Origin of the sequence: Microbacterium sp. OVT16B (assembly GCF_019969705.1) — a bacterium.
GTDB lineage: Bacteria > Actinomycetota > Actinomycetes > Actinomycetales > Microbacteriaceae > Microbacterium > Microbacterium natoriense.
In genome coordinates this window covers 3,749,187-3,773,181 of record NZ_JAHXZA010000001.1, presented here as the reverse complement: position 1 = coordinate 3,773,181, position 23,995 = coordinate 3,749,187, and the positions used below count along the sequence as shown (strand labels likewise).

Annotated in this window: 24 protein-coding genes; 11 read left to right on the top strand and 13 right to left on the bottom strand. The window is 69.7% G+C overall.

Annotation, left to right across the window (positions count from 1 at the left end; translation table 11 throughout):
- Positions 1–244: 244 nt before the first annotated feature.
- The 6 genes from LC438_RS17665 to LC438_RS17640 all read right to left on the bottom strand — a co-directional run bounded on the left by LC438_RS17665 (position 245) and on the right by LC438_RS17640 (position 4,529).
- Positions 245–1,012 carry an ABC transporter permease gene (locus LC438_RS17665; protein ID WP_105675727.1) on the bottom strand — a complete coding sequence of 256 codons (768 nt, stop codon included), beginning with the start codon at positions 1,010–1,012 and terminating at the stop codon, positions 245–247.
- Positions 1,009–1,779, bottom strand: coding sequence for an ABC transporter ATP-binding protein (locus LC438_RS17660; protein WP_223587368.1), 771 nt, complete (start codon positions 1,777–1,779; stop codon positions 1,009–1,011). Before LC438_RS17660 ends, LC438_RS17665 begins: the two co-directional genes overlap by 4 nt.
- Positions 1,776–2,147, bottom strand: a complete 372-nt coding sequence (locus LC438_RS17655; RefSeq protein WP_105675723.1) for a DUF1048 domain-containing protein — start codon at positions 2,145–2,147, stop codon at positions 1,776–1,778. The genes LC438_RS17660 and LC438_RS17655 overlap by 4 nt, the downstream gene beginning before the upstream one ends.
- Position 2,148: 1 nt before the next feature.
- A complete protein-coding gene (locus LC438_RS17650) occupies positions 2,149–2,493 on the bottom strand; it encodes a PadR family transcriptional regulator (RefSeq protein ID WP_223587367.1) in 345 nt (114 codons plus the stop codon).
- Between the two features lie 174 nt (positions 2,494–2,667).
- A complete protein-coding gene (locus LC438_RS17645; protein WP_105675719.1) occupies positions 2,668–3,306 on the bottom strand; it encodes a response regulator transcription factor in 639 nt (212 codons plus the stop codon).
- Positions 3,294–4,529, bottom strand: coding sequence for a sensor domain-containing protein (locus LC438_RS17640; RefSeq protein ID WP_223587366.1), 1,236 nt, complete (start codon positions 4,527–4,529; stop codon positions 3,294–3,296). The genes LC438_RS17645 and LC438_RS17640 overlap by 13 nt, the downstream gene beginning before the upstream one ends.
- Before the next feature lie 108 nt (positions 4,530–4,637).
- On the opposite strand from LC438_RS17640, the gene LC438_RS17635 reads away from it, so the two are divergent.
- The 4 genes from LC438_RS17635 (at position 4,638) to LC438_RS17620 (ending at position 9,113) form a co-directional block, all read left to right on the top strand.
- Complete coding sequence (locus tag LC438_RS17635; protein ID WP_105675715.1) at positions 4,638–5,408, top strand: ABC transporter ATP-binding protein; 771 nt, start codon at positions 4,638–4,640, stop codon at positions 5,406–5,408.
- A complete protein-coding gene (locus LC438_RS17630) occupies positions 5,408–7,972 on the top strand; it encodes an ABC transporter permease (protein WP_223587365.1) in 2,565 nt (854 codons plus the stop codon). The genes LC438_RS17635 and LC438_RS17630 overlap by 1 nt, the downstream gene beginning before the upstream one ends.
- 31 nt (positions 7,973–8,003) lie before the next feature.
- Positions 8,004–8,432 carry a DUF6153 family protein gene (locus LC438_RS17625; RefSeq protein ID WP_223587364.1) on the top strand — a complete coding sequence of 143 codons (429 nt, stop codon included), beginning with the start codon at positions 8,004–8,006 and terminating at the stop codon, positions 8,430–8,432.
- 78 nt (positions 8,433–8,510) lie between these two features.
- The gene (locus LC438_RS17620; protein ID WP_105675709.1) at positions 8,511–9,113 is read left to right on the top strand and encodes a DUF305 domain-containing protein; all 603 of its coding nucleotides are present in this window, start codon (positions 8,511–8,513) and stop codon (positions 9,111–9,113) included.
- Positions 9,114–9,472: 359 nt separating this feature from the next.
- Here LC438_RS17620 and LC438_RS17615 read toward each other — a convergent pair whose 3' ends face one another.
- Positions 9,473–10,204: an SGNH/GDSL hydrolase family protein gene (locus LC438_RS17615; RefSeq protein ID WP_105677232.1), complete on the bottom strand. Its 732-nt coding sequence runs from the start codon at positions 10,202–10,204 to the stop codon at positions 9,473–9,475.
- A 197-nt stretch (positions 10,205–10,401) separates the two neighbouring features.
- Between LC438_RS17615 and LC438_RS17610 the strand changes: the two genes are divergently transcribed.
- Positions 10,402–11,538 (top strand): MFS transporter, encoded by a 1,137-nt coding sequence (locus LC438_RS17610; protein ID WP_223587363.1) that lies wholly within the window; start codon positions 10,402–10,404, stop codon positions 11,536–11,538.
- A 176-nt stretch (positions 11,539–11,714) separates the two neighbouring features.
- Here the strand turns inward: LC438_RS17610 and corA are convergent, their stop codons facing one another.
- Positions 11,715–12,716: a magnesium/cobalt transporter CorA gene (corA, locus tag LC438_RS17605; protein WP_105677228.1), complete on the bottom strand. Its 1,002-nt coding sequence runs from the start codon at positions 12,714–12,716 to the stop codon at positions 11,715–11,717.
- Between the two features lie 412 nt (positions 12,717–13,128).
- On the opposite strand from corA, the gene LC438_RS17600 reads away from it, so the two are divergent.
- Both LC438_RS17600 and LC438_RS17595 read left to right on the top strand, forming a co-directional pair.
- Positions 13,129–13,902, top strand: coding sequence for an aspartate/glutamate racemase family protein (locus LC438_RS17600; RefSeq protein ID WP_223587362.1), 774 nt, complete (start codon positions 13,129–13,131; stop codon positions 13,900–13,902).
- Between the two features lie 177 nt (positions 13,903–14,079).
- On the top strand, positions 14,080–15,678 hold the full coding sequence (locus LC438_RS17595; protein ID WP_223587361.1) for an amidase family protein: 1,599 nt from the start codon (positions 14,080–14,082) through the stop codon (positions 15,676–15,678).
- 63 nt (positions 15,679–15,741) lie between these two features.
- Here LC438_RS17595 and LC438_RS17590 read toward each other — a convergent pair whose 3' ends face one another.
- From LC438_RS17590 to manD, 4 genes are all read right to left on the bottom strand, one after another.
- Positions 15,742–16,611: an SDR family NAD(P)-dependent oxidoreductase gene (locus LC438_RS17590; protein ID WP_223587360.1), complete on the bottom strand. Its 870-nt coding sequence runs from the start codon at positions 16,609–16,611 to the stop codon at positions 15,742–15,744.
- Positions 16,608–17,453 (bottom strand): hypothetical protein, encoded by an 846-nt coding sequence (locus tag LC438_RS17585; protein WP_223587359.1) that lies wholly within the window; start codon positions 17,451–17,453, stop codon positions 16,608–16,610. Before LC438_RS17585 ends, LC438_RS17590 begins: the two co-directional genes overlap by 4 nt.
- Before the next feature lie 127 nt (positions 17,454–17,580).
- Positions 17,581–17,859: a hypothetical protein gene (locus LC438_RS17580; RefSeq protein ID WP_223587358.1), complete on the bottom strand. Its 279-nt coding sequence runs from the start codon at positions 17,857–17,859 to the stop codon at positions 17,581–17,583.
- A 110-nt stretch (positions 17,860–17,969) separates the two neighbouring features.
- Positions 17,970–19,208 carry a D-mannonate dehydratase ManD gene (gene manD / locus LC438_RS17575; RefSeq protein ID WP_223587357.1) on the bottom strand — a complete coding sequence of 413 codons (1,239 nt, stop codon included), beginning with the start codon at positions 19,206–19,208 and terminating at the stop codon, positions 17,970–17,972.
- Between the two features lie 101 nt (positions 19,209–19,309).
- Between manD and LC438_RS17570 the strand changes: the two genes are divergently transcribed.
- From LC438_RS17570 to gnd, 4 genes are all read left to right on the top strand, one after another.
- Entirely contained in the window at positions 19,310–20,014 is a 705-nt protein-coding gene (locus tag LC438_RS17570; protein WP_105677221.1) for a GntR family transcriptional regulator, read from the top strand.
- A 191-nt stretch (positions 20,015–20,205) separates the two neighbouring features.
- Entirely contained in the window at positions 20,206–21,555 is a 1,350-nt protein-coding gene (locus LC438_RS17565) for an MFS transporter (RefSeq protein WP_219844650.1), read from the top strand.
- A 119-nt stretch (positions 21,556–21,674) separates the two neighbouring features.
- Positions 21,675–22,268, top strand: coding sequence for a TetR/AcrR family transcriptional regulator (locus tag LC438_RS17560; protein WP_105677237.1), 594 nt, complete (start codon positions 21,675–21,677; stop codon positions 22,266–22,268).
- Positions 22,269–22,407: 139 nt separating this feature from the next.
- Positions 22,408–23,463 (top strand): phosphogluconate dehydrogenase (NAD(+)-dependent, decarboxylating), encoded by a 1,056-nt coding sequence (gene gnd, locus LC438_RS17555; RefSeq protein WP_105677220.1) that lies wholly within the window; start codon positions 22,408–22,410, stop codon positions 23,461–23,463.
- A gap of 132 nt (positions 23,464–23,595) precedes the next feature.
- Here gnd and LC438_RS17550 read toward each other — a convergent pair whose 3' ends face one another.
- Positions 23,596–23,946 (bottom strand): TraR/DksA C4-type zinc finger protein, encoded by a 351-nt coding sequence (locus LC438_RS17550; RefSeq protein WP_223587356.1) that lies wholly within the window; start codon positions 23,944–23,946, stop codon positions 23,596–23,598.
- Positions 23,947–23,995 lie beyond the last annotated feature (49 nt).

Sequence of the window (23,995 nt, the reverse complement as noted above, 5' to 3'; positions counted from 1 at the left end):
GAGATCTCTTCTTCGGGCTGAGGAATCCGGCTCAGGTCTCAGCCCGAACGCGAGTTCTCCTCCCGACGCGTCGGGACGCGACATGTCGGGACACGACGCGACGGGACCCGACCCGAGGAGACGTGACCCGACGTGTCGGGACCCGACCCGACCGGGCGGGACGTGACCGCACGCCGCCGAGCGCGGCGAAACGCCCCGTCCGGGGAGTATCCCCGGGCGGAGCGTTCCGTCTCGCTGGGCGAGGTCAACTGATCTTCTTGCGGTAGGCGATGATCGCGAACACGTAGCCGACGACGAGGATGCCGACGCACCAGGCGAGTGCCACCCAGATGTCGTTCCCGACGGGCTTCTCGGCGAACAGCGCCTGGATCGTGTTGACGATCGAGGTCACCGGCTGGTTCTCGGCGAACCAGCGCACCGGCCCCGGCATCGTGTCGGTGGGCACGAAGGCCGAGCTGATGAACGGCAGGAAGATGAGCGGGTACGAGAAGGCGCTCGCTCCGTCGGTCGTCTTCGCGCTGAGCCCCGCGATGATCGCGAGCCAGGTGAGCGCGAGGGTGAACAGCAGCAGGATGCCGATGACCCCGAGCCACGCGAACACGCTCGCCCCTGTACGGAAGCCCATGAGGAAGCCGACCGCGAAGATGATCGCCAGGGTGATGCCGTTCGCGACGAGCGAGGTGAGCACATGCGCCCACAGCACGCTCGATCGGGCGATCGGCATGGAGTGGAACCGCTCGAAGATGCCCGACTGCATGTCGGTGAACAGCCGGAACGCCGTGTAGGCGATGCCCGACGCGATCGCGATCAGCAGGATGCCGGGGAGCAGGTAGTTGACGTAGTTCTCGGTGCCGGTGCTCTGCTTGAGGGCTCCGCCGAAGACGTACACGAACAGCAGCATCAGCGCGATCGGGGTGACCGCCGTGGTGATGATGGTGTCGGCGCTGCGGAAGATGTGCCGCATGGAGCGGCCGGTGAGCGTCGCGGTGTCGGCGACGAAGTGCGTGCTCATGCTGCGTTCTCCTTTCCGGTGGTGCCGACCAGGGTGAGGAAGATCTCTTCCAGGGTCGGCTGCTTCTCGACGTACTCGACGGTGGCCGCGGGGAGCAGCTTCTTGAGGTCGGCGAGGGTGCCGTTGGCGATGATGCGGCCCTCGTGGAGGATCGCGATGCGGTCGGCGAGCTGCTCGGCCTCGTCGAGGTACTGCGTGGTGAGCAGCACCGTGGTGCCGCTGTCGGCGAGTGAGCGGACGACGTCCCACACCTCGATGCGCGCCTCGGGGTCGAGGCCGGTGGTGGGCTCGTCGAGGTAGATGACCTCGGGGTGTCCGACCAGGCTCATCGCGATGTCCAGCCGGCGGCGCATGCCGCCGGAGTAGGTGCCGACCTTGCGGGATCCGGCACCCGTCAGTCGGAACTTCGCGAGCAGGTCGTCGGCGACGGCGCCCGGGTTCTTCAGGTGCCGCAGCTTCGCGACGAGCACGAGGTTCTCGTGTCCGGTGAGGATCTCGTCGACCGCGGCGAACTGGCCGGTGAGGCTGATCGACTCGCGCACCTTGAGGGGGTCTGCGGCGACGTCGACGCCCTGCACCGTGGCGGTGCCGGCATCCGACTTCAGCAGGGTGGAGAGGATGCGGACCATGGTGGTCTTGCCGGCGCCGTTGGAGCCGAGCAGCGCGAAGATCGACCCGGAGGCGACCTCGAAGTCGACGCCGCGGAGCACGTGCAGGTCCTTGTAGGACTTCTCGATGCCGCGCACCGAGATGGCGGGGGTGGTCATGATCGGTTCTCCTTCTTCTTCGCGTCGTCGAACGCCTTGATGAGGCGCCCGCGCTCCTTGTCGATCCACTGCCGTCCGCCGTAGGCCGCGGCGTAGTTCTCGGCGAACTCGACCGGGTCGTCGCCGACGATCGCGCTGACGGGAGTGCCGTCGAGTGCGGCCCGCTCCCACATGTCGGCGATGTCGAGGAACATCTTCACGATGGTGTCGCCGTCGGTGATGCCCCCGTAGTACATGTTGTAGCGCTGCTGGGCCTTGGCCATCTCGCGATACGGCTCGGGGAGGGCGTTGATGCGGGCCTGCGCCTGCTTGTACTGCTTCTTCTCTTCGAGCGATCCGGTGATCATCTCGATCCACTTCGCGGCCATGTCAGTTCTCCTTGTCGTGTGTGTTCGTGCTGTTCAGCTGTTCGATGTGCGTCTTGAGGAAGTCCCAGGTCTTCCAGAACTCCTCGAGCTCCTGCCGGCCCTGCGCGTTCAGGGTGTACACCTTGCGGGGCGGGCCCTTCTCGCTCGGAACCTTCTCGACGTCGACGAGGTTCTTCTGCTCGATGCGCACGAGGAGTGCGTAGATCGTGCCCTCGGCGATGTCGGTGAACCCGTGGTCGCGGATTCGCGTGGTGATCTCGTACCCGTATGCCGGCTGCTCGGCGAGGAGGGCCAGAACGATGCCCTCCAGAGTGCCCTTGAGCATCTCGGTCATCTGCTTGCCCATCAGGTCCTCCTTTCTCTCTTCTGTCTCGGTCTTCGGTACTCAGTGTTGCTGGGTACCAGTACAAAGTAACACTGAGTACCGGTACTTAGCAACACCGAATACCAAACTTTTTCGACGATCTCGAAGGGTCGCGGAAGAGACCTCCGCAGGCGGCGGAGGGGAGGGCGGATGCCGTCAGCTGCGCAGGTACGCCAGGACGGCGAGCACGCGACGGTGTCCGCTGTCGCTGGCGGCGAGACCGAGCTTCGCGAAGATGTTGCCGATGTGCTTGCTCACCGCGGTCTCGGTGACGAACAGCCGGCTCGCGATCGTGAGGTTGTCGAGACCCTCGGCCATGAGCCCGAGCACCTCCCGCTCGCGCGGAGTGAGCGTCTGCACCGGATCATCGGCACGGCGTCGGCTCATGAGCTGGGAGATGACCTCGGGGTCCATGACCGTCCCGCCCGCCGCCACGCGGCGCAGGGCGTCGACGAACGAGGCGACCTTGCCCACCCGCTCCTTGAGCAGGTAGCCCAGCCCGTCGGCGCCCGCCGCGAGCAGCTCTCCGGCGTAGCGGTCCTCCACGTAGGCGGAGAGGACGAGCACGGGGAATCCGGGGCGACGGCGGCGTGCCTCCGCCGCCGCCTTCAGGCCCTCGCTGGTGAAGGTCGGCGGCATCCGCACGTCGAGGACGGCGGCGTCGGCATCCTCGAGCAGCGCCAGGAAGTCGTCGCCGTTGTCGACGGCCGCGACCACGTCGAAGCCCTCGCTGCGCAGCAGCAGCGCCAGCCCCTCCCGGAGCAGGGTGTCGTCCTCCGCGATCACGATCCGCACAGCATCTCCGCTCTCAGCGTCGTCGGCCCGCCCGCGGGGCTCGTCAGGTCCATCGTGCCCTCGAACGCCTCGATGCGTCGTCGGATGCCGGCGAGACCTCCGCCGGGGCGTTCGATCGCCCCACCGCCGCCGTCATCCGTGACGGTGATCTCCAACAGGTCGCCGTCGCGTCGCACCCGCACGGACGCGCTCGCCGCGTCGCTGTACTTGTTCACGTTGGTGAGGGCCTCGGCGACGACGAAGTAGCTCGCCGACTCCACGGCCGCCGGCACCCGGCCCACGTCTGACGACTCCAGCGTGCACGGCACGGCGCTGCGTCCGGCGAGGGACGCGAGCGCCCCTTCGAGTCCGAGCTCGTCGAGGATCGGCGGATAGATGTCGTGCACCGTGCGGCGGAGTCCCGCGAGGGCGTCGGTCGCGGCATCCTGCGCGCGGCGCACCTGCTCGACGGCATCCGTCGCGCCGGTCTCGAGGGCGCGCTCCGCGATGCCGAGCATCATGACGACGTTCACCAGCCGGTTCTGCGCGCCGTCGTGCAGGTCGCGCTCGATCCTCCGCAGCTCGGCGCCGTGCGCGTCGAGTGCGGCGGCGCGGCTCAGGGTCAGCGCGTCGACCCGCTCGGCGAGCAGAGACCGGCGGGGGGCTGTGAGCATCCGCGCCGAGATCAGGGAGAAGAGACGGGCGATGGCGGGGATCAGCGCCCACGAGATGAGGCCGTAGATGACGCCGACCAGCGGCATGAGAGCCGCGGACTGCCAGGACGTGACGGGGAAGGCGAACACGATCGGCTCGTCGGCCGGAGCGAGCTGCCAGTAGAACGGGATGGCGAGCGACTGGACCACGCCGATGGGGAGCGCGATCGTCACGATCGACACGAACATCATCGGCAGCGCGTGCACCGTGAGCCAGAGGGCTTCGCGGCCCGCGGCGGGGGAGAACGAGAAGCGCAGGCGCTCGTCGATGGTCGCGCCGCGGTGCAGGGTCCCGCCCGGCGACGGGATGTCCTCACCCCGGTAGCGCCCCACGCGGCGGCGGTTCACATCGCTCCACCTGTGCAGGATCCGCACGAACTGCGGCAGCAGCAGGACTCCGCCCGTGATGAGCATCAGGGGGAGCAGCACGAGTCCGATGCAGAAGAGCAGGAGGGAGCCGAGGGATGCCGCGGTGTCGACCGCGACGAACGCCCAGTCGCGCAGCCAGCGCCGCATCCGTCCGTCTTTCACCGTGCCAGTCTGACGGACAACCCGAACCGGCGCGGTACAGCTGGCTCCACCATCCATCCGGTGCCCCGCAGGATGGGATGCCGCGCGCGGTCTTCCTAACGTCGAAGCATGACTTCTCCACTTCAGGCATCCGCCTCCGCCCCCGCAGCCGTGACCGAGGCGCTCCGCCTCGACGGCGTCGTCAAGTCCTACGGATCGGGACCAGGCAAGGTCACCGCGCTGCGGGGTATCGACCTCGTCCTCGGGCAGGGCACTTTCACCGCGATCATGGGGCCGTCGGGCTCCGGCAAGAGCACGCTGCTGCACAGCGCCGCCGGTCTCGACCGTCCGACCAGCGGATCGGTGCGGCTCGGCGGCACCGAGATCTCCGGGATGCGCGCCGCCGCGCTGACGGCGTTCCGCCGCGACCACATCGGCTTCGTCTTCCAGGCGTACAACCTGCTGCCCGCGCTCGACGTCGACGACAACATCACGCTTCCGCTGCGCCTCGCCGGCCGCCCGCTCGATCGGGCATGGCTCGACTTCCTGGTGGAGTCGGTCGGACTCGTCGAGCAGCGGCGGCGGAGGCCCTCCGAGCTCTCCGGCGGTCAGCAGCAGCGTGTGGCGATCGCCAGGGCGCTCATCACGCGTCCGCACGTGCTCTTCGGCGACGAGCCGACCGGAGCGCTCGACTCGCGCGCGGGTGCGCAGGTGCTCGACCTCCTCGCGCACATGACGAAGTCCCTGGGGCAGACCGTGGTGATGGTCACCCATGACCCCGTCGTCGCCTCGCACGCCGACCGCGTGATCTTCCTCGCCGATGGGGCCTTCGCCGGCCACCTCGACGGAGCCACGCCCGCCCGGATCACCGAGCGCATGAGCTCGCTCGGGGAGTGGTGATGGGCGCCGCACCCCTGCGCATGGGGCGACTCGTGCGCGCAGACGTCCGCTTCCATCGCGGCGGCTTCGTCGGAGTGGCGGTGGCCATCTTCGTCGCGACGATGCTCGTCACGGGCCTCGGCGTGCTCGTCGAGTCCGGCATCCGCGGTGGGCTCGCCCCCGAGCGCTACACCCAGGTCGACGTGGTCGTCGGCGCCTCCCAGCAGGCGGAGTCGACCGCCCCCGCCGAACCGGCGCCCGGGGTGCCGGACGGCGTTCCGGTGCCGCCGTCGGGCGACCTCCCGATCTCCCTCACAGAGCGGGCCGTGCTCCCCGACGGGGCGGCGGATGCCGTCGCCGCGGTGCCCGGCGTGGCGAGCGTGGTGGCCGACGTCACGGTGCCGCTCGTCGACGCTGCGGGCCTCGTCGTCGAGGCGCACCCGTGGTCGGCGACCGCGCTGTCCGCCGTCGCGCTGCGCGACGGGCGGGCGCCTGAGGCCGAGGACGAGGTCGTCATGGTCGCCGGTCCGGGCGTCGAGGTCGGCGTGACCGTCTTCCTCGCCCACGGCGGAGAGCGCGCGGAGTACCGCGTCGTCGGCGTGCTCGCGGAGACGGATGCCGCCACCCGAGCACAGCACGTGTATCTCTCCGACGATCGCATCGCCGATCTCGATCCCCACGGCGGCGCCGCGCAGGTGCTCGGCGTCCTCGTGGCCGAGGGTGCGGCGCCCGACGAGGTCGCCGAGGCGATCAGGGCCGCCGTCCGCGGGCTCAGCGCGCAGACCGGCGCAGGACGCGGCGACATCGAGTTCCTCGACTCCGGCGCCGCGCGCATGACGCTCATCGCGATCGGCAGCGCGTTCGTCGGCACCTGCATCCTCGTCGCGCTGTTCATCGTCGCCGGGACGCTGTCCCTGTCGGTGCAGGCGCGGCGTCGCGACTTCGCCCTGCTCCGCGCTGTCGGAGCGAGCCCGCGTCAGGTGCACTCCCTGATCGCACGAGAGGTGCTCTCGGTCGCGGGGGTCGCGGCGGTGCTCGGCATCCTGCCCGGCTACCTGCTCTCGACGGCGCTGCAGACGGCGTTCGTGCAGGGCGGGGTGATCCCCGGCGACTTCGCGCTGGCGATCAGTCCCATCCCCGCCGCCGGCGCGCTCCTGCTCGTGCTCGGCTCCGCCTGGGGTGCGGCGGCCATCGCCGCGCGGAGACCGGCGCGGCTCGACCCGGTCGAGGCTCTGCGCGAGTCGGCCACCGGGGCCCGGAGCATCGGCCTGCCGCGGATCATCGTGGGCATCGTGCTCGCGGCGGCGGGGGTCTCGCTGTCGACCGTGCCGCTCGTCGCACGCGGCGAGTACGCCAGGGGCGCCGCAGCGGGAGCGGCGATGGTGCTCATCATCGCGCTCGCCGTTCTCGGGCCGTGGCTCGTCGGTCTCGTGATGCGGCTGCTCGGTGCGATGCTGCGGCGCACGACGGCCGCGGGGTTCCTCGCGGCCGAGAACAGCATCGCGAACAGCCGGCGGATGGCGAGCGCCATCCTCCCCCTGGCGCTGGGGATCGGCCTCGGCCTCGTGCAGGTCGGCGCTCCGGCGATCGTCGCGGCGGAGGCCGCGGCGCAGGCGGAGGCCGGTGTCACCGCGGATCTGCGCGTGAGCGCGCAGGCGGGGATCTCGACGGGTGCGCTCGGCGTCGTCTCTGAGGTGCCGGGGGTGACCCAGGTGAACCCGGTGACGGTGAGCATGGCGGCGCTCGACTACCGCGATCTCGACGGCTCTCCGATGATCGGCGAGCACACGCTGCAGGGGATCGCCCCCGACGCGGTGTCCGACACCCTCGATCTGCGCGTGCAGTCGGGGGGCCTGGAGGCGCTGGACGGAGAGCACGCCGTCGCGGTGAGCACCGACATGGTGCAGACGCTGGGGGTCGACCTCGGTGACACCGTCAAGGGGCGGTTCGGCGACGGAACGCCGTTGGAGGCGGTGGTCGTCGCGACCTACGAGCGGGGGCTCGGGTTCGGCGACCTCACGATGGAGGCGGATGCCGTGCGCCTGCACACGACGGACGCTCTCACGGACTTCGCGCTCGTCGCGGTGGCCGACGTCGCGGCATCCGATGTCCGGGCGTCGCTCGAGAGCGCGGGACTCCTGGTCCAGGGGGTCGGCGGGCAGAAGGCGGCTGGGGCCGATGCGCAGTCGCAGCAGGGCTGGGTGAACCTCGTGGCGCTGATCGTGATCCTCGGGTACATCGCGATCGCGGTCATCAACACCCTGGTCATGGCCACGGCCGAGAGGTCGAGGGAGCTGGCGCTGCTGCAGCTGATCGGCTCGTCGCGGCGGCAGGTGCGGGCGATGATGCGCACGGAGGCCGTGCTGATCGCCGTGATCGCCGCGGTGTTCGGCGTCGCCGTCGCGATCCCGCCGCTGATGGGCATGAGCATCGGGGTGAGCGGGAGTCCGATCCCCGCACTGCCGCTGGGGATGAGCGGGATCATCATCGGATCGATGTCGGTGCTCGCGCTTCTCGCGCTCTGGGTCGCGACCATCACGACGATGCGCGTCCGGCCGATCGACGAGATCGGGTCGAGGCAGTAGTCCACATACCCCAGAGGGGTATCATCGAGGGATGAGACGACGGCGAGTGGTGCGCAGCGCACTGCTCGCCGTCGTGCTCGCCACCGGCGTCATCGTCGGGCTTCTCGGCATGCACGCGCTCGACGTGCACGGCACGGTCCATGCGGCGGTGGGGGCGCACGGCCCGGCGGTGGGGGCGCACGCCGAGCACGGCTCGGTCTCTGCGGCTGCGCTCGCCGCCGCCCCTTCCTCCGGGGGCGCTCTCCTCAGCTCGTCGGGATGCGCCGACTGCGATGCGGGCGGCGGGATGTGGGCCGCGTGCGTGCTCGCGCTCCTCGCCGGCCTGCTCCTGCTTCTCGTGCCGCGCGCGCATCGACGGCTGCATCCCGCGCTGTCCCGTCTCCTGCCACGAGAGCTCTTCGCCGATGCGGCGTTCCCTCGACCGCCATCCCTGATCGTCCTCTGCATCAGTCGAACCTGAACCGCGGGCGCTCCCGCATCACGTGCACCGCGCCGCGGTCGCGCGCATCGACTGAACCCACAGACAGAGAGAACAGACATGAAGATCAGCACTGCGGCTGCGGCCGCCCTCCTCCTCGCCGGCGGCATCGCGCTCGCCGGCTGCGCACCCACGGGATCGGGAGGTTCCATGCCCGGCATGGACCACTCGGCATCCGATGCTCCGGCATCCGAGTCGTCGGCATCCGACGCGAACGCCGCCGATGCGATGTTCGCGACCATGATGATCGTCCATCACGAGCAGGCGGTCGAGATGTCCGACCTCGTGCTCGGCGACGAGGGCGTCGACCCGCGCGTCATCGACCTCGCCGAGCGCATCAAGGCGGCGCAGTCCCCCGAGATCGAGCAGCTGCGGGGGTGGCTCGACGACTGGGGTGTGTCCGCAGAGTCCGGCGGGCAGATGGATCACGGTGACGGCATGATGACCGCCGACGACCTCGCCGCGCTGGAGGACGCGACCGGCGTCGAGGCGTCGCGGCTGTTCCTGGAGCAGATGATCGTGCACCACGAGGGCGCGATCGACATGGCGGAGTCGCAGCTCGCCGACGGGCAGAACCCCGACGCGGTGGCTCTCGCGCAGAGCATCGTCGACGCCCAGGGCGCCGAGATCGCCGAGATGAAGGAGCTCCTCTCGACGCTCTGAGGTTCACAACTCCTCAAGAATCCGGAGTGCGAGCGCAGGATGGGCCGGATCCGCGGGGATCCGGCCCATCCTTGAGGAGTTGTGAACCGCCGGGCGGCGGCAAGCCCGGCGGCGGCGGGCCCGGGCGGCGATGTCGGGCGGGGGGCCGGGCGGGATGTCGGGCGGGATGTCGGGCGGAGTTCGGGCGGGCGACGCTGTCGGCCGGGATGCCGGTGCCAGAACTCCGGAGAAGTGGTGGGGATACGCCGGGTACGAGGCTGATCCGTGGGGATCCGGCCCCGGTTCTCCGGAGTTCTGGACGGCGACGAGACGAGCCGGGCGGCATGCAGCAGTGGCGGGCCCGGGCAGCGGTGCCGGGGCTACGGGTTGAGGCGCGCCATCGCGACTCGGGCGGCGAGCAGCGGCAGGGTGCGGTTGCGCAGCGGCTCGGGGCTGAAGCCGAGAGCGTTCGCGAGCTCGAGGGCGAGCGCCGCGTGCCCGGCCGAGTTGGGGTGGAACGGGTCGCCCATGAGCCCCCACGGCACCCCGCCGTTGCCGAGGGCGGTGAAGCGGGCGAGCTGGTCGACGAGGATCACGTCGTCGGCGGCGGCGACCGCACGGACCGCGTCGGCGAACTCGTCGAGCCTCTCCCGTCCGGGGGCGTTGGGCACGTCGATCGACGGCGGGGTCTGCAGCACGACGATCGCGCCCAGCTCCCTCGCGCGGGAGACGAACTCGTGCAGCGACGCGGCGAACGCGGCAGGATCGACGCCGACCCCGTCGTCGCCGATCGCCAGGTCGTTCGTGCCGATCATGAGGGTGAGCACGTCGGGCTTCCACGAGGAGATGCGTCGCTCCCAGTCGCCGAGGATGTCGGTGATGCGGTGACCGCTGATGGCCGAGTTGATCACGATGTCGCGGGTGCGCGAGAGCTCGCCGCGGATCAGCTCGTGCAGGTGCTCGGCGTAATTGCGCTCGCCCTGGGTGTGCACGAGTCCGTGCGTGATGGAGTCTCCGGTGATGACCCAGTTCAGCGGCGTCTCTGCGGCGAGAGCCTCGGTGAGTCGGCGGAGATCGGATGCTGCGGAGGCGGGGGATTCTGCGTTCGGCACGGCTCCGAGCCTAGCGCCGCACGGGCGGCCAGCACCGTCTGCGCGTTAGGGTGGAGCCGTGAGTCCCGAGTCAGACAGACCGTAGCCTGCGGGTGAGAGCGCACGTCGTGCGCTCCCCGCATCCTCTGTCGACCCTTTCTCGCTCGCCGTCCGCCGTCCTGTGCGGCGCGGATGGCTTCGTCCTGTCTGGATGCCTCATGCCGTTCCTCATCCCTGTCCTCGCCCTGGCGATCTTCGCCCAGGGCACCAGCGAGTTCATGCTCGCCGGACTCCTCCTCCCGCTCTCCGCCGACCTCGGCGTCGAACCTGCCACCGCCGGGCTGCTGACGTCGGCCTTCGCGGTCGGCATGGTCGTCGGCGCTCCACTGGTCGCCGTGTTCGGATCCCGCTGGCGGCCGCGTCTCACTCTCGTGCTGCTGCTGGCGGTGTTCATCGCCGCGCACGTCGTCGGCGCGGTGGCTTCGACGTTCTGGCTGCTCCTGCTCACCCGGATGGTCGCGGCTCTGGCCAACGCCGGGTTCCTCGCGATCGCCCTGGCGACCGTGCGGGCGATCGTGCCGCCCGCGCTGACCACCCGTGCCGTCTCGACGCTGCTCGCGGGCACCACGCTCGCGACGATCGTCGGCGTGCCGGCCGGAGCGATGCTGGCCGCCGCATTCGGCTGGCGTTCGACGTTCTGGGGCGTGGTGCTGCTGTGCGTTCCCGCGGTCATCGCCCTTCTCAGGGATCGCACCCTGGAGTCGGTCGCGCCGGCCGCGCATCCCGGCGTGCGCTCCGAGCTCGGAGAGCTGCGCCGTCGACGCGTGGTGGCGCCGATCGTGCTCGCGGTGCTCGTCAATGCGGCGACCTTCGGGGTGTTCACCTTCCTGGGCGTCGTCGGCGCGGAGGCGGGGGTCGCCGAGCCGTGGATCCCTCTGCTGCTCGCGGTGTTCGGCGTCGGCGCGTTCCTCGGGGTCAGTGCGACCGCGCGGGCGGCCGCTCGCAGGGAGCGCGCATGGATCGTTGCGGGGACCGTCGCGGCGACCGCGGTGTGGATGCTGTTCGCTCCGGGCTCAGGGTCGGCGATACTGGTGCACCTTGGCGCCTTCGCGGGAGGGTTTGCGTCGTTCGCCGTCGGCGCGGCCCTGATCTCACGGATCGTGCGCGAGGCGTCGGGGGCTCCCGTCCTCGGCGGGGCGTATGCGACGGTGGCGCTCAACCTCGGCGCGGTCGCGGGTCCTGCGCTCGCCGCGGCGGCGTACACGGCAGCCGGGGTGCACGGCATCCTGATCGCCGCCGCCGTGCTGACCGCCGTGGCCGCCGCCCTCACCCCTCTCCTGCGGCCCTCCCGCTGACGCGCCCCCGCCTGCCTGCGCCTCGTGAGCACGCGAGTGCACGGCATCCTGCCGAGTGCACGGGCTTTTCACGCAGAGATCCCGTGCACTCGGCGAGTGCACGGGATCTCGACGCAGACGCAGCCTCGGACGCAGCCTCAGACGCAGCCTCAGAGCAGGCCCGGCCCGCGCGCGGGTCAGAGCCAGCGCTTGTACTTGAAGACGCCGTAGAGGCCGATCGCGAACGCGGCCATGGCGCCGATGGCGAGGGGGTAGCCGAACTGCCAGTGCAGCTCGGGCATGGCGTCGAAGTTCATGCCGTACACGGTGCCGACGAGGGTCGGGGCGAAGATGATCGCCGCCCACGAGGAGATCTTCTTGATCTCGTCGTTCTGCGCGAGGCTCGCGTCGGACTGCCGCCGCGACACCAGCGCCGAGTGCACGGTCAGCGCGTTGTCGAGGATCGCGCGGAACGAGTCCACCCGCTCGTTCACGCGGATGACGTGGTCGAGCACGTCGCGCAGCGAGCGCTGCAGCTCCTCGTCGATGCGGTACTTGTCGGACCCGCGGCGCAGCCACTCCAGCATCCCGGCCAGCGGATGCACCGCCCGCTGGAAGCCGATGACCTCGCGGGAGAGCTGGTAGATGCGGCGGGAGAGGGCGTCGTCGTCGCTGTCGCCGAACAGCTCGTCCTCGATCTCGTCGATGTCGTTCTCCAGCCCGGCGACGATCGGCTCGTACTCGTCGACGACCTCGTCGAGGATCGCGTAGAGCACCGCCTCCGGTCCCATCGAGAGCAGGTCGGGGTGCGCCTCCATGCGGCGGCGGACGGCGGCGAGGTTCGGCGACTCGGCGTGGCGGATCGTCACGACGAAGTCGGGGCCGATGAACAGGTGCAGCTCGCCGAACTCGATCGACTCCTGCTCGTCGCGGTAGCGGGCGGGCCGCAGCACCGCGAACAGCGTGTCGCCGTAGCGCTCGACCTTGGAGCGCTGGTGGCCGGACAGCGCGTCCTCGACGGCCAGCGGATGCAGGTCGAACTCGCGGGCGACCGAGTGCACCTCCTGCGCGCTCGGCCGGTACAGGCCGATCCACGCGATGCCCCCGTGGGCGTCGAGGATGCGGTAGGTCTCGTCCAGGTTCTTCGGGGTCTCGACGCGACGTCCGTGGACGTACACGCCGTTGTCGATGAGCGCCATGGTGCGGCTCCGTTCTTGCAGGCGCACGCCGGCTCAGGGAGCGGGTGCGCAGAATCCATCGGGTGCGGATGACGCCGCCGACGGCTGCGGAAGATCAGGCCTGCGAGACGCGGAGCGGATGCTCAACGCGCGGGCGAGTGCGACGCAGCGAAGGCGGCGTCGTGACTATCACCGGACATCGCCATCACCGCCTTTCGAGCACTCGGGGGTCTTGTGACCCAACGGGACAGCATACTCCCCCAACCTGGATTCAGGCTCCGGATGCCGGGGATCCCGGTGACGGTCTCCGACACTGCGTTCCGTAGCGCGGGCCGTCAGGCCTCGTCGCGCCGGCCGCGCTCGGACGAAACGGTCACGGGATTTCGTTCCGCTGCACCGACACTCTGCCGTCGCCGGGGGCGACGATCGTTGCGTGTCCACGCCACTCGCCCTTGCGCGCTTTCGAGAGCCTCGAGTCCTCGGCGTGCTCGGCGGGATGGGGCCGCTCGCCACAGCCCGCTTCTATGAGGCCGTGGTCCGAGCTACTCCGGCGGATCATGATCAGAATCACATCCCCACGGTGATCTGGAGCGATCCACGGATTCCCGACCGTACGGCGGCGATCGTGGGTGGCGGGGCCTCGCCGGTCCCGGCGATGGTGGCAGTCGCCAGGAAACTCGAGAAGTCGGGCGCGGAGATCCTCGCGATCCCGTGCAACACCGCCCATGCCTTCCTGCCCCAGGTGCGCGCTGCCACGGGGCTGGCCTGCATCGACATGATCGGCGAGACTCTGGATCGGATCGCCCGCACGGATGCCGAACGGGTGGGCATCCTGGGCACGCGAGGCACCAGGGCGGCCGGGCTCTACGACGCGGCGGCGGCCCGCCGGGGCCTCCAGGTCGTGTACCCCTCGGACCGCGACCAATTCCGACTGATCGACGAGGCCATCGGGTTCGTGAAGAGCGGTCGACGACTCTCTCTGGCGGAGGACCTGGTGGCATCCGCGGCATCGCGCCTGCGCTCCGCAGGCGCCGACGTGCTGGTGGCCGCGTGCACGGAATTGCCGATCGCGCTCGGGTCGGCGACTCGGCTCGCGAAGGTGATCGACTCCCTGGAATGCCTCGCATTCGCATGCGTGCGTGCGTCTCTGACCGATGTCGGCGATCGTGACCGATTCGCCGGCGAGGTCGTGCCGACCGCCGTCTGAACAGTGCAGCCTGCTACACCCTCATGTGGTGTCAGGCTCTCTCGTCGCCGCCGCGCCGCGAATCTACCGTCGAAGAAGACGCCGATCAGGCGCTCATCCCGCACCGAGAAGCGGGACAGCACACCACACGATTCGTACCCGCTGTCGTCATTCCGACGCGGTGACAGGAGATGCACAATGCACAAGTCGAACCGAAATCGACTGCGCGGGGCCGTGGCCCTGATCGCGGTCACCTGTCTGGCCGCGCCGCTGGCGGCTTGCACGGTCAGCGTGGAAGTGCCGAAGCCCGGCACGGACATGTCGAAGTTCCTGGATGAGATGACCATCCCCGAGCTCCAGCGCGCCATGGACGAGGACAAGCTCGACGCCGTAGGACTGACCCAGGCCTACCTCGACAGGATCGAGGAGCTGAACCCGCGCCTCCATGCGATCGTGCAGACCAACCCTGATGCGCTCGACCTCGCTCGCGAGAGCGATGAGCGCCGACGCTCCGACGAGTCGCGCGGGCCGCTGGACGGCATCCCCGTGCTGCTGAAGGAGAACATGGACACGGCCGACGAGCAGACGACCACGGCGGGGTCGACCGCACTCTCCGGATCCACGCCGGCGCAGGATGCGTTCCTCGTGCAGAAGCTGCGCGACGCGGGGGCGATCATCCTCGGCAAGACCAATCTGTCCGAGTGGTCCAACTTCTACTCCTCGCGGCAGATTCCCGGCTGGAGCGCCATCGGCGGGCAGACCCGGAATCCGTACGACCTCGAGCGCAACCCCTGCGGCTCCTCGAGCGGCGCGGCCGTGGCTGCGGCCACAGCGCTCGCCACGGTCACGATCGGCACCGACACCGACGGCTCGATCACCTGCCCCGCAGCATCCGCGTCGACGGTCGGAATCAAGCCCACGCTCGGGACGGTGAGCCGCTCGGGCGTCATCCCCATCACGAGCAAGCATGACTCGCCCGGTCCGATTGCTCGCACCGTCACCGACGCGGCCATCACGCTGCAGGTGATCGCGGGCGTCGACGACGCCGACGGGGATTCGGTCGATGGCGGACTCCCCGAGGATCTCGACGAGATGCTCGAGCTGAACGCGCTCCGTGGTGCCCGCATCGGCGTGTGGAGGGAGGGTCACGAGGGCATGGACGACGAGGCGGACGACGCGTTCGACATGTCCGTCGAGGTGATTCGCGGTATGGGCGCGGAAGTGGTCGAAGGTGCCGATCTGGCCGACATCGGCTCGCTTTTGCAGACCGACCTGCTTCCGGCCGTCCTCACCGAGTTCAAGCACGATCTCAACGGGTACCTCGCCTCCACACCCGGCGATCATCCCCGCGATCTCACGGAGCTGATCGCCTACAACCAGGAGAACGCCGACATCGAGCTTCCTCGCCCGCTCGAGCAGGACTATCTCCTCATGGCGGACGAGACCGATGGAGACCTCGATGATCCTGAATACCGCGCACACCGTGCGCGCCTCACGGAGTGGGCTCAGGAGAGCGTGGACGACGTGTTGCGGGAACACGACCTCGACGCGATCATCACTCTCTCCGACCTGCCGGCGCTCCCGCTGGAGGGTGGCGAGCACCCGCCGTTCCAGAGCAGCACGCGCAACACATCGGTCGCCGGCTATCCGCATATCACGGTCCCGACCGGGTTCACGAAGTCGGTTCTGCCGCTCGGGATCTCCTTCATCGGGACCCGGCTGAGCGATGCCTCGCTCATCTCCTACGCCTACGCGTACGAGCAGGCGACGGGCGCGCGCCGCGCGCCGAGCCTGTAGGCCTGAGGCGACGGATGCGGGGGCGGGTCACTCGGTCCGCCCCCGCATCGCCGGGCGCTGCGATCAGGTCGCGAGACCGGTGAGCTCCGCGCTCTTCTGCCACAGCGCCTCGGCGAGGGCCTCGTCCTCCACCTGGGGGTTCACGCGCAGGGTCAGCACGCGTTCGTCGTAGTACGCGCCCGACTGCCAGGTCTCGCCGGGGGTGCCCTCGATGAACCACCGCAGGGTTTCGCCGCCCGTGTCGGTGCTGATGGTCAGGAGGTGCTTCACGGGCGTGCGATAGAGGAGCCGCATGACGCTCGACGATCCGGCCGAGAAGTTCGTGCGCACGATCCCCGGGTGGAACGCCACCGCGCTCAGCCCCTCGGCGTGGAACTTCGTGTGCAGGCTCTTCGTGAACAGCACGTTCGCGAGCTTCGCGTCGCCATAGGCTTTGTTCGCACGGTACTTCTTGCGATTGTCGAGGTCGTCGACGTCGATGTTCCCGAAGATGCGGTGCCCGACGCTCGAGGTGTTGACGATCGCGGCATCCGCCTTCCGCAACTGCGGCAGCAGCAAGTTCGTCAGCAGGAAGGGCGCCAGGTGGTTCACCTGGATGGTCTTCTCGTGTCCGTCGACGGTCGGCGTCCGGTCGCCGAAGATCCCGCCGGCGTTGTTCGCCAGCACGTCGATGCCGTCATCGCCGACCGCCTCCGCGATCTGCGCTGCGAGGGCGCGGACGTCATCGAGTCGGGCGAAGTCGGCGGTGAAGTGCTCGGCCCCGGTCTCGCGCGCGACCGCGGTGGTCTTCTCGACCGAGCGGCCGACGAGCAGCATGCGGTTTCCCGTCGACGCGAGCTGTCGGGCTGCGGCGGCGCCGATCCCGTCGGATGCTCCGGTGATGACGATCGTGCGGCGGCGGGCATCCGGGGCGGTGGGATCAGAGGAGGTCATGCGTCCTCTCGGTGCTGCGGCGGCGGCGAAGAACGCCGCGGGTCGGCGACACGCAGCGGGTCGGCCACCGGGATCCGCTCGGGCTCCTGCGACTGCGGTTCCTGCGACTGCGGTACCGCGGCCGGTGGGGCCGGCGCCGAGATCTCCCGAGCCACCTTCTTCTCCAGCACTTCGACCGCGTCGTCGGAGAGCAGGATGAGGCCGTCGAGCTCGTCGCGCACCCGCTTGTAGGCGACGTTGCGCTCGGCCTGCGTGGCCGACTCGTCGACGGCGACCTTGAGCAGCTGCTGCGCGCGTTCCAGACGCTTGCGCTCCGGTTCGGTGAAGGTGGAGTCGCGCAGGCGCCTGGCATCCTTCTCCGCCACCTCGAAGGCGACGGCGTAGGCACCCACCGCGTCGAGGTACTCCGACACCTGCTTCTCCGACACGTTCGCGTCGGCCGAGTCGGGGCGCAGGGCGTCGGCCGTCCTCTTCGCGCGGAGGAACGCGGCGACGAGCGGCTGACGCCCGTCGCTCATGGCGGGGAAGGCGATGAGCTTCGCGACGTCGAGCTCGTAGTCGAGCCAGCGGGCGGTGATCTCGTCGTGCTCGGAGAACAGCCGCTCGAGAAGGTGATTCGGAGCGACGGATGCCGTGGTGTCGACGATCGTCGGGCCCTTGCGCTTCGCCTGCTGGGTGAGTGAGCGGGCTTCGATCTCGGCGGTCTTGAGCTGGGCCTTCATCTTCATGGTCTCGAGGCGGCGCTCATGACGGCGGCGTGCCGCCCACTCCCAGCGCTTGGCAACCGCCCCCGCGACACCCATCAGCGGGAAGATGAGCCACCAGTAACCCCACCACTCCATAGTGTGCCCAGCCTACTTCCCGTGCGGACGGAGGAGGAGCACGGATTGTGAGGCCTGGGCTATCGCGCGGTGCGGCGCCCGTCGCGCCGGTCGCGGCGAGAGGCCCCTGCCGCGGCGTGAACGAGATTCAGCCGCCGCCGCCTGCGCGCCCGATCTCTTCGGCGAGCTCCTGCTCCGTTCCGTAGAACGAATCCCCGATGTAGTCGGATGCATGCACGACGCCGCCCAGCTGATTCGTGTACATGAAGGCGCCGCTGCCGCTGATGCCCAGATAGGACCAGGCGAACACCGTGTCGTATCTGATCCCGCTCTCGTCTTCCACCGCCTGCGCTGCGACGGGGCCGCCGAGCGTGATCCCCATCGTGATCGCCGCGGCGATCGCTGTTGTCCGCGCCCACCTCTTCATCGCTCTCCCTTTCGGCGCCGCTCCGTGCGGCTTCGGGAAGGAGCCTAGGAGATCCGTTCCGGCCGGACAACGGATCGTCGCGGAAATCGGTAATTCTACGGAGGCGCCTCTCACCAGTCGTGGACGGTCCCGTCGGCCAGGCGGTTGTAGGGCAGGTACGCGCGCTCGTACGGGTACTTGCCCGCCTCGTCGACGTCGAGCTCGATGCCGAGCCCTGGCCGGTCGCCGGGGTGCAGCAGGCCGTCACGCCACGTGAACGACTGCTGGAACACCTCGTTGGTGCGGCTGCCGTGCTGCATGTACTCCTGGATGCCGAAGTTGTGGATCGACAGCCCCAGGTGCATCGCCGCGGCCATGCCGACCGGGGAGATGTCGGTCGGCCCGTGCATGCCCGACTTGATCTGGTACATCGCCGCGTAGTCGAGCGTCTTCTTCAGCGGGCTGATGCCGCCCATGTGGGTGACCGCTCCGCGGACGTAGTCGATGAGCTGGTCGCGGATGATGTCCTTGAAGTCCCAGACCGTGTTGAAGATCTCGCCGATCGCGAGCGGCGTGGTGGTGTGCTGGCGCACGAGCCGCAGCGCCTCCTGGTTCTCAGCGGGTGTGCAGTCCTCGAGCCAGAACAGGTCGTAGGGTTCGAGCGACTTGCCCAGCTTCGCGGCCTGGATCGGCGTCATCCGGTGGTGGCCGTCGTGCAGCAGGGGGATGTCGGGGCCGAACTCGTTGCGCACGGCCTCGAACACTCCGGGCAGGTGGTGCAGGTACGCGCGGGTGTCCCAGTCCTCTTCGACCGGCTTCGCGCCGCGGCGGGCGGGCTCGTGGTCGTAGCGGGCCTCGCCGCCTCCGGCATCCGCCGCCTGGGAGGCGATGCCGTAGATCGCCTTGAGCCCGGGGACGCCGGTCTGGATGCGGATGGCGCGGTACCCCTGCTCGAGGTGAGAGCGCACGGAGTCGAACAGCTCGGGGAGCTCCTTGCCGGAGGCGTGGCCGTAGGCGAGGAGTCCGGTGCGGCTGGCTCCGCCGAGGAGCTGGTAGACGGGCATCCCCGCCTTCTTGCCCTTGATGTCCCACAAGGCCATGTCGACCGCGGCGATCGCGGCCATCGTGACGGGGCCGCGACGCCAGTAGGCGCTGCGGTAGAGGAACTGCCAGGTGTCTTCGATGCGGTCCTCGTCGGCGCCGATCAGCAGCGGCACGACGTGCTCGGCGAGGTAGGCGACCACGGCGAGCTCGCGGCCGTTCAGCGTCGCGTCGCCGAGTCCGGAGACCCCGTCGGCCGTCGTGATCTTGAGGGTGACGAAGTTGCGGTCGGGGCTGGTGACGATCACCTCGGCCTTGTCGATGGACATCGTTGCTCCTCGGGCTCGGTGCGGCGGCATCGCGCGCACATCTTGTATGGCACTCTCATGAAATCACTGCCATACAAGTTTCGTCAAGCTATCGTGACGGTATGCCCGAGTCCGAGCCGAGTGCGCGTCCCTCCGCCCGCGCCCTCGCCTACGGCCGGATCCGCGACGACATCATCGCCGGACGCAGCGCCCCCGGCGCCCTGCTCTCCGAGAACGAGCTCGCCGCCGCGCTCGGCATCAGCCGCCAGCCCGTGCGCGAGGCCCTGCTGCTCATCGCGCAGGAGGGCCTCGTCGAGGTGCGCCCGCAGAGCGGCACCTACGTCACGCGCATCGACCCCGACCGCGTGCGCGAGGCGCAGTTCATCCGCGAGGCCATCGAGCTCGCCTCTCTCGCGGCGTGCGCGACGCCGTCGGACGACGAGGAGCGGATGCTGCGCGACATCATCGCGCGGCAGCGGGCGGCATCCGACCGCGACGCGTTCTACCCGCTCGACGAGGAGTTCCATCGGGCGCTGCTCGGACTCGCCGGTCACGCCAACGCCTGGGCCGCGGTCAGCGCCGCCAAGGGGCACCTCGACCGCGCGCGGTACGTCGGCATGAGTGCCACCCGCACCGTGCAGGACTACGTCGACGATCATGAACGGGTCGTCGAGGCGCTCGCCGCGGGCGATGCGGACGCCGCGGCCGATGCGCTGCGCGAGCACCTCCGCTTCGTCTTCGCCGATCTCGATGCGGTGCGGACGCAGCATCCGGAACTGTTCGATGCTGCGCAGCCCGCACGCACAGGGCGGCCGTCGCGGCGCTGAACCCGCGCGCTCTGCGGGTCGTCGCGCCTATCCCGGCGGTCGGCAGAGGGAGCGCATCGACCGGTTCGACACACTTCGCGACGCCACTTGCGCTAGAAACCTTAGCCGTCTAGGTTTTCATCGACAAGGGCGTCACCCGACTCGCGCTCGGTGATGAGCGACGGGGCGCCCTCCAGCCAAAGGAGGCAGCTATGAGTTCAGTCAGCGGTGCGGCCGCGGGCAATCCGTCCGGGATGACGTCTGCGAGTCGCACGCTCGGCTCGGGCGGACATCACTGGTTCGCGGAGCCGACTGAGCCGGCAAAGAAGAGCTACGTGACGTGGCTGATCATCGCGCAGTTCGTCTTCTTCATCGCGCTGCTCGGCCCCGCGATCGTCGGCGTCGGCCTGAAGATCACCTCCCTGCAGGCCGCTGGTGCGATCGCCGAGGGGGCCGCCGCGGCGAACTCGGCCTCGGCCATCCTCGGTGGCGTCGGCGCCTTCTTCGCCGCCATCGCCAACGTGACGTTCGGGCGCATCTCCGACCGCACCACGAGCAAGTGGGGGCGTCGCCGGATCTGGATCGTGCTCGGCGCCGTCATCATGACGATCGGCTTCGTGTTCATGGCGCTCGGCGACAGCCTCGCCATCGCGACGGTCGGGTGGGCCATCGCCCAGCTCGGTGCGAACATGACGCTCGCGCCCTTCGTCGCGACGATCGCCGACCAGGTGCCCAAGTTCCAGCGCGGATCGATCACCGCCGGTCTCGGCATCGCCCAGAACCTCGGCATCGTGGGCGGCGTGTACGTCGCGGGCTGGTTCTCCTTCAGCCTGTTCATCGTCTTCGTCATCCCGGCGATCCTGTCGATCATCGCGCTGCTGATCTTCGTCATCGTGCTCCCCGACAAGCAGCTCCCCGTGAAGCCGACGCGCATCACGTTCCGCGAGATCCTCGGGACGATCTGGGTCAGCCCGGCGAAGCACCCCGACTTCGCGCTGGCCTGGTGGTCGCGCTTCCTGATCACGTTCGCCGCGTTCGGATTCACCACCTTCCGCTTCTTCTACATGCAGTACCACCTGTCGGTGCCCGTCGAGGAGGTCGGCCTCCTCATCGCCAACACGACCCTCGTCTACACCGGAGCGCTCGTCGTCACGGCGTGGATCGCGGGCAAGGTCTCCGACAGGATCGGCAGGCGCAAGGTCTTCGTCTGGACGTCGACGGCGCTGTTCGCGGTCGGCACGCTCGCCCTGATCTTCATCCAGGACGTCCCCTCGTACTACGTGCTCGAACTGTTCCTCGGCGCCGCGTACGGCATCTACGTGGGCGTCGACCTCGCGCTCGTCGTCGACGTGCTGCCGAACCCGGATGACGCGGGCAAGGACCTCGGCGTCCTGAACCTCGCCAACGCGCTGCCGCAGACGGCCGCCCCGCTCGTCGGCGGTCTCGTCATGGCGGCGTTCGGAGGAGCGGCAGGGTCGGACTACTCCGTCTGGTTCACCATCTGCGCCATCGCGGCCCTCATCGGCGCGCTGGTCATCTTCCCGATCAAGTCGGTGAGATGACCGCGTGACACAGACCGGGCGGCCGGATCCTCGGGGGATTCCGGCCGCCCCACCACCGCGCGGTGCACGGAGGAGGGCTCTTCGCCTGCCGGATTCGTCCGTCTCCTAGACTTATGGCGATGAATCGTCGGGGTCAGTACGCGAAGGGCGCTGCCAAGCGGGAGGAGATCCTCGCGGTGGCGCTCGACGTGGTGGCCGAATTCGGATGCCGCAACGCCTCGAACCGCGAGATCGCCAGCCGCGTCGGGCTCACCCAACCCGGACTCATGCACTACTTCGGCTCGCGTGAAGAGCTGTACCTGGCCGTGCTCCGGGCCCGTGACGAGCGCGACACCGCGGCGCACTGGGTCGACAAGCGCAACTTCCAGGGCTTCCTCGACGTGATCGACCACAACACGCGGGTGCCCGGTCTCGTGCAGCTCTACGTCGAGTTCTCGGCGGAGGCGAGCATCGGCAAGCACCCGGCCCACGAGTACTTCGTCGAGCGCTACGCGTGGGTGCGCGAGTTGTCGGCGCAGTCGGTGCGCGCGGCGCAGGAGAGCGGGGAGTTCGGGCCGAACGCCGACCCCGAGCTGATCGCCGACATCATCGTCGCGGCCGCCGACGGACTGCAGCAGCAGTGGCTGCTCGACCGATCCATCGACATGGTCGCGCGGCTCCGCGCCGTGTGGAACGGCTTCGCCGCACAGTCCCGCCTCGACCCCGTCGCCTGACGCCCGTTCGCCGAGCCCTCCGGAGCTCGAGGTGAGCATCCGCGAGTCGGCGCCCCTCGCGTTTGAGGGATTCAGGCGAGCGTGTCAGGATGAGCGCATCCGGTTCCGCAGAGAGCCGTCCGTGGTGTGAGGAGCGAACATGCAGCTGGCGATGGTGGGACTCGGACGGATGGGCGCGAACATCGTGCGGCGCCTCATGCGGGCGGGGCACGAGTGCGTGGTCTACGACGTGAACCCGCAGGCGGTCGCCACGCTCGTGGCCGAGGGGGCGACGGGCGCCGACAGCTATGCGGACCTCGCCGCGAAGCTGCACACGCCGCGCGTCGTCTGGCTCATGGTGCCGGCATCCCTCACCGGCCAGGTCGTCGACGAGGTGGCCGCCGTGCTCGACCGCGGCGACATCATCATCGACGGCGGCAACTCCAACTACCGCGACGACGTGCGTCGGGCCGCGGCTCTCCGCGAGCGCGGGATCGAGTTCGTCGACATCGGCACCAGCGGCGGCGTCTTCGGCCTCGACCGCGGATACTGCCTGATGGTCGGCGGGTCGGATGCCGCCGTGCAGCACATCGAGCCGATCCTGCGCACGATCGCCCCTGGAGTGGGCGAGATCGAGCGCACCCCGGGGCGCAGCGGAGACCTCGCCCCCGAGGAGCAGGGCTTCCTGCACTGCGGTCCGTCCGGCGCTGGTCACTTCGTGAAGATGGTGCACAACGGCATCGAGTACGGCATCATGGCCGCGATCGCCGAGGGGCTCAACCTGCTGGAGAACGCGGATGCCGGCATCCGCGAAGCCGAGCACTCCGCCGAGGTCGCTCCGCTCGAGGAGCCCGAGTACTACCAGTTCCCCATCGACACCGCGAAGGTCGCCGAACTCTGGCGACGCGGATCCGTGGTGTCGTCGTGGCTGCTCGACCTCACCGCCGCCGCCCTGCATGAGAACCCTCGACTCGACGGTCTCGCCGGACGCGTGTCGGACTCCGGCGAGGGCCGATGGACCGTGAAGGCCGCGGTCGACGTCGGCGTGCCGGTGCCGGTGCTCGCGGCATCCCTCTTCGAGCGCTTCGCCTCCCGTGACGAGGACCGCTTCGCCAACCAGGTGCTGTCGGCGATGCGCCTGCAGTTCGGCGGGCACCAGGAACGCCCCGCCGGCGACGTGCTGGAAGCGGGCGGCCGCAACGTCGACGCGAACTGAGCGCACGCCCTCCCATGTGCGCACGCACTCGCATGTGAGCGACTTCCCGCCCCGTGAGGGGTCGAAATGTGCGGGATCGCGACGGTCGGATGCCGCGTTCTCCGACCCCTCGGCGCGCTCAGCGCGTGCGCGTCAGCGTCCGAGCTTCTCTGCGCAGGCCACGCAGTGCGTCGCGAACGGGCGCACCTCGAGGCGTGCCGCAGGGATTCGCTTACTGCACCCGGCGCAGACTCCATACTCTCCCGTGTCGAGCCGGGCGAGTGCCTCGTCGACCTGGCGGAGTTCGGATGCCGCGGCATCCGCCAGCCCTGTCAGTCGCGACCACTCCGATGACAGCGTCACGCCCTCGGGGTCGTGCTCGTCGTCGTCGTTCGAGCCCTCGCGGTCGTGCATGAGCTCGCCGAGGGTCGCCGCCGTCGCCGCGACGCGGGCCACGGCCGCGGCGTGGAGCTCTTCGAGGCGCACGCGAGGTCCAGTGCTCATCCCGACACTCTAGGCCGGGGGTCCGACGGTCGCGGTCGCGTTCCGGTCG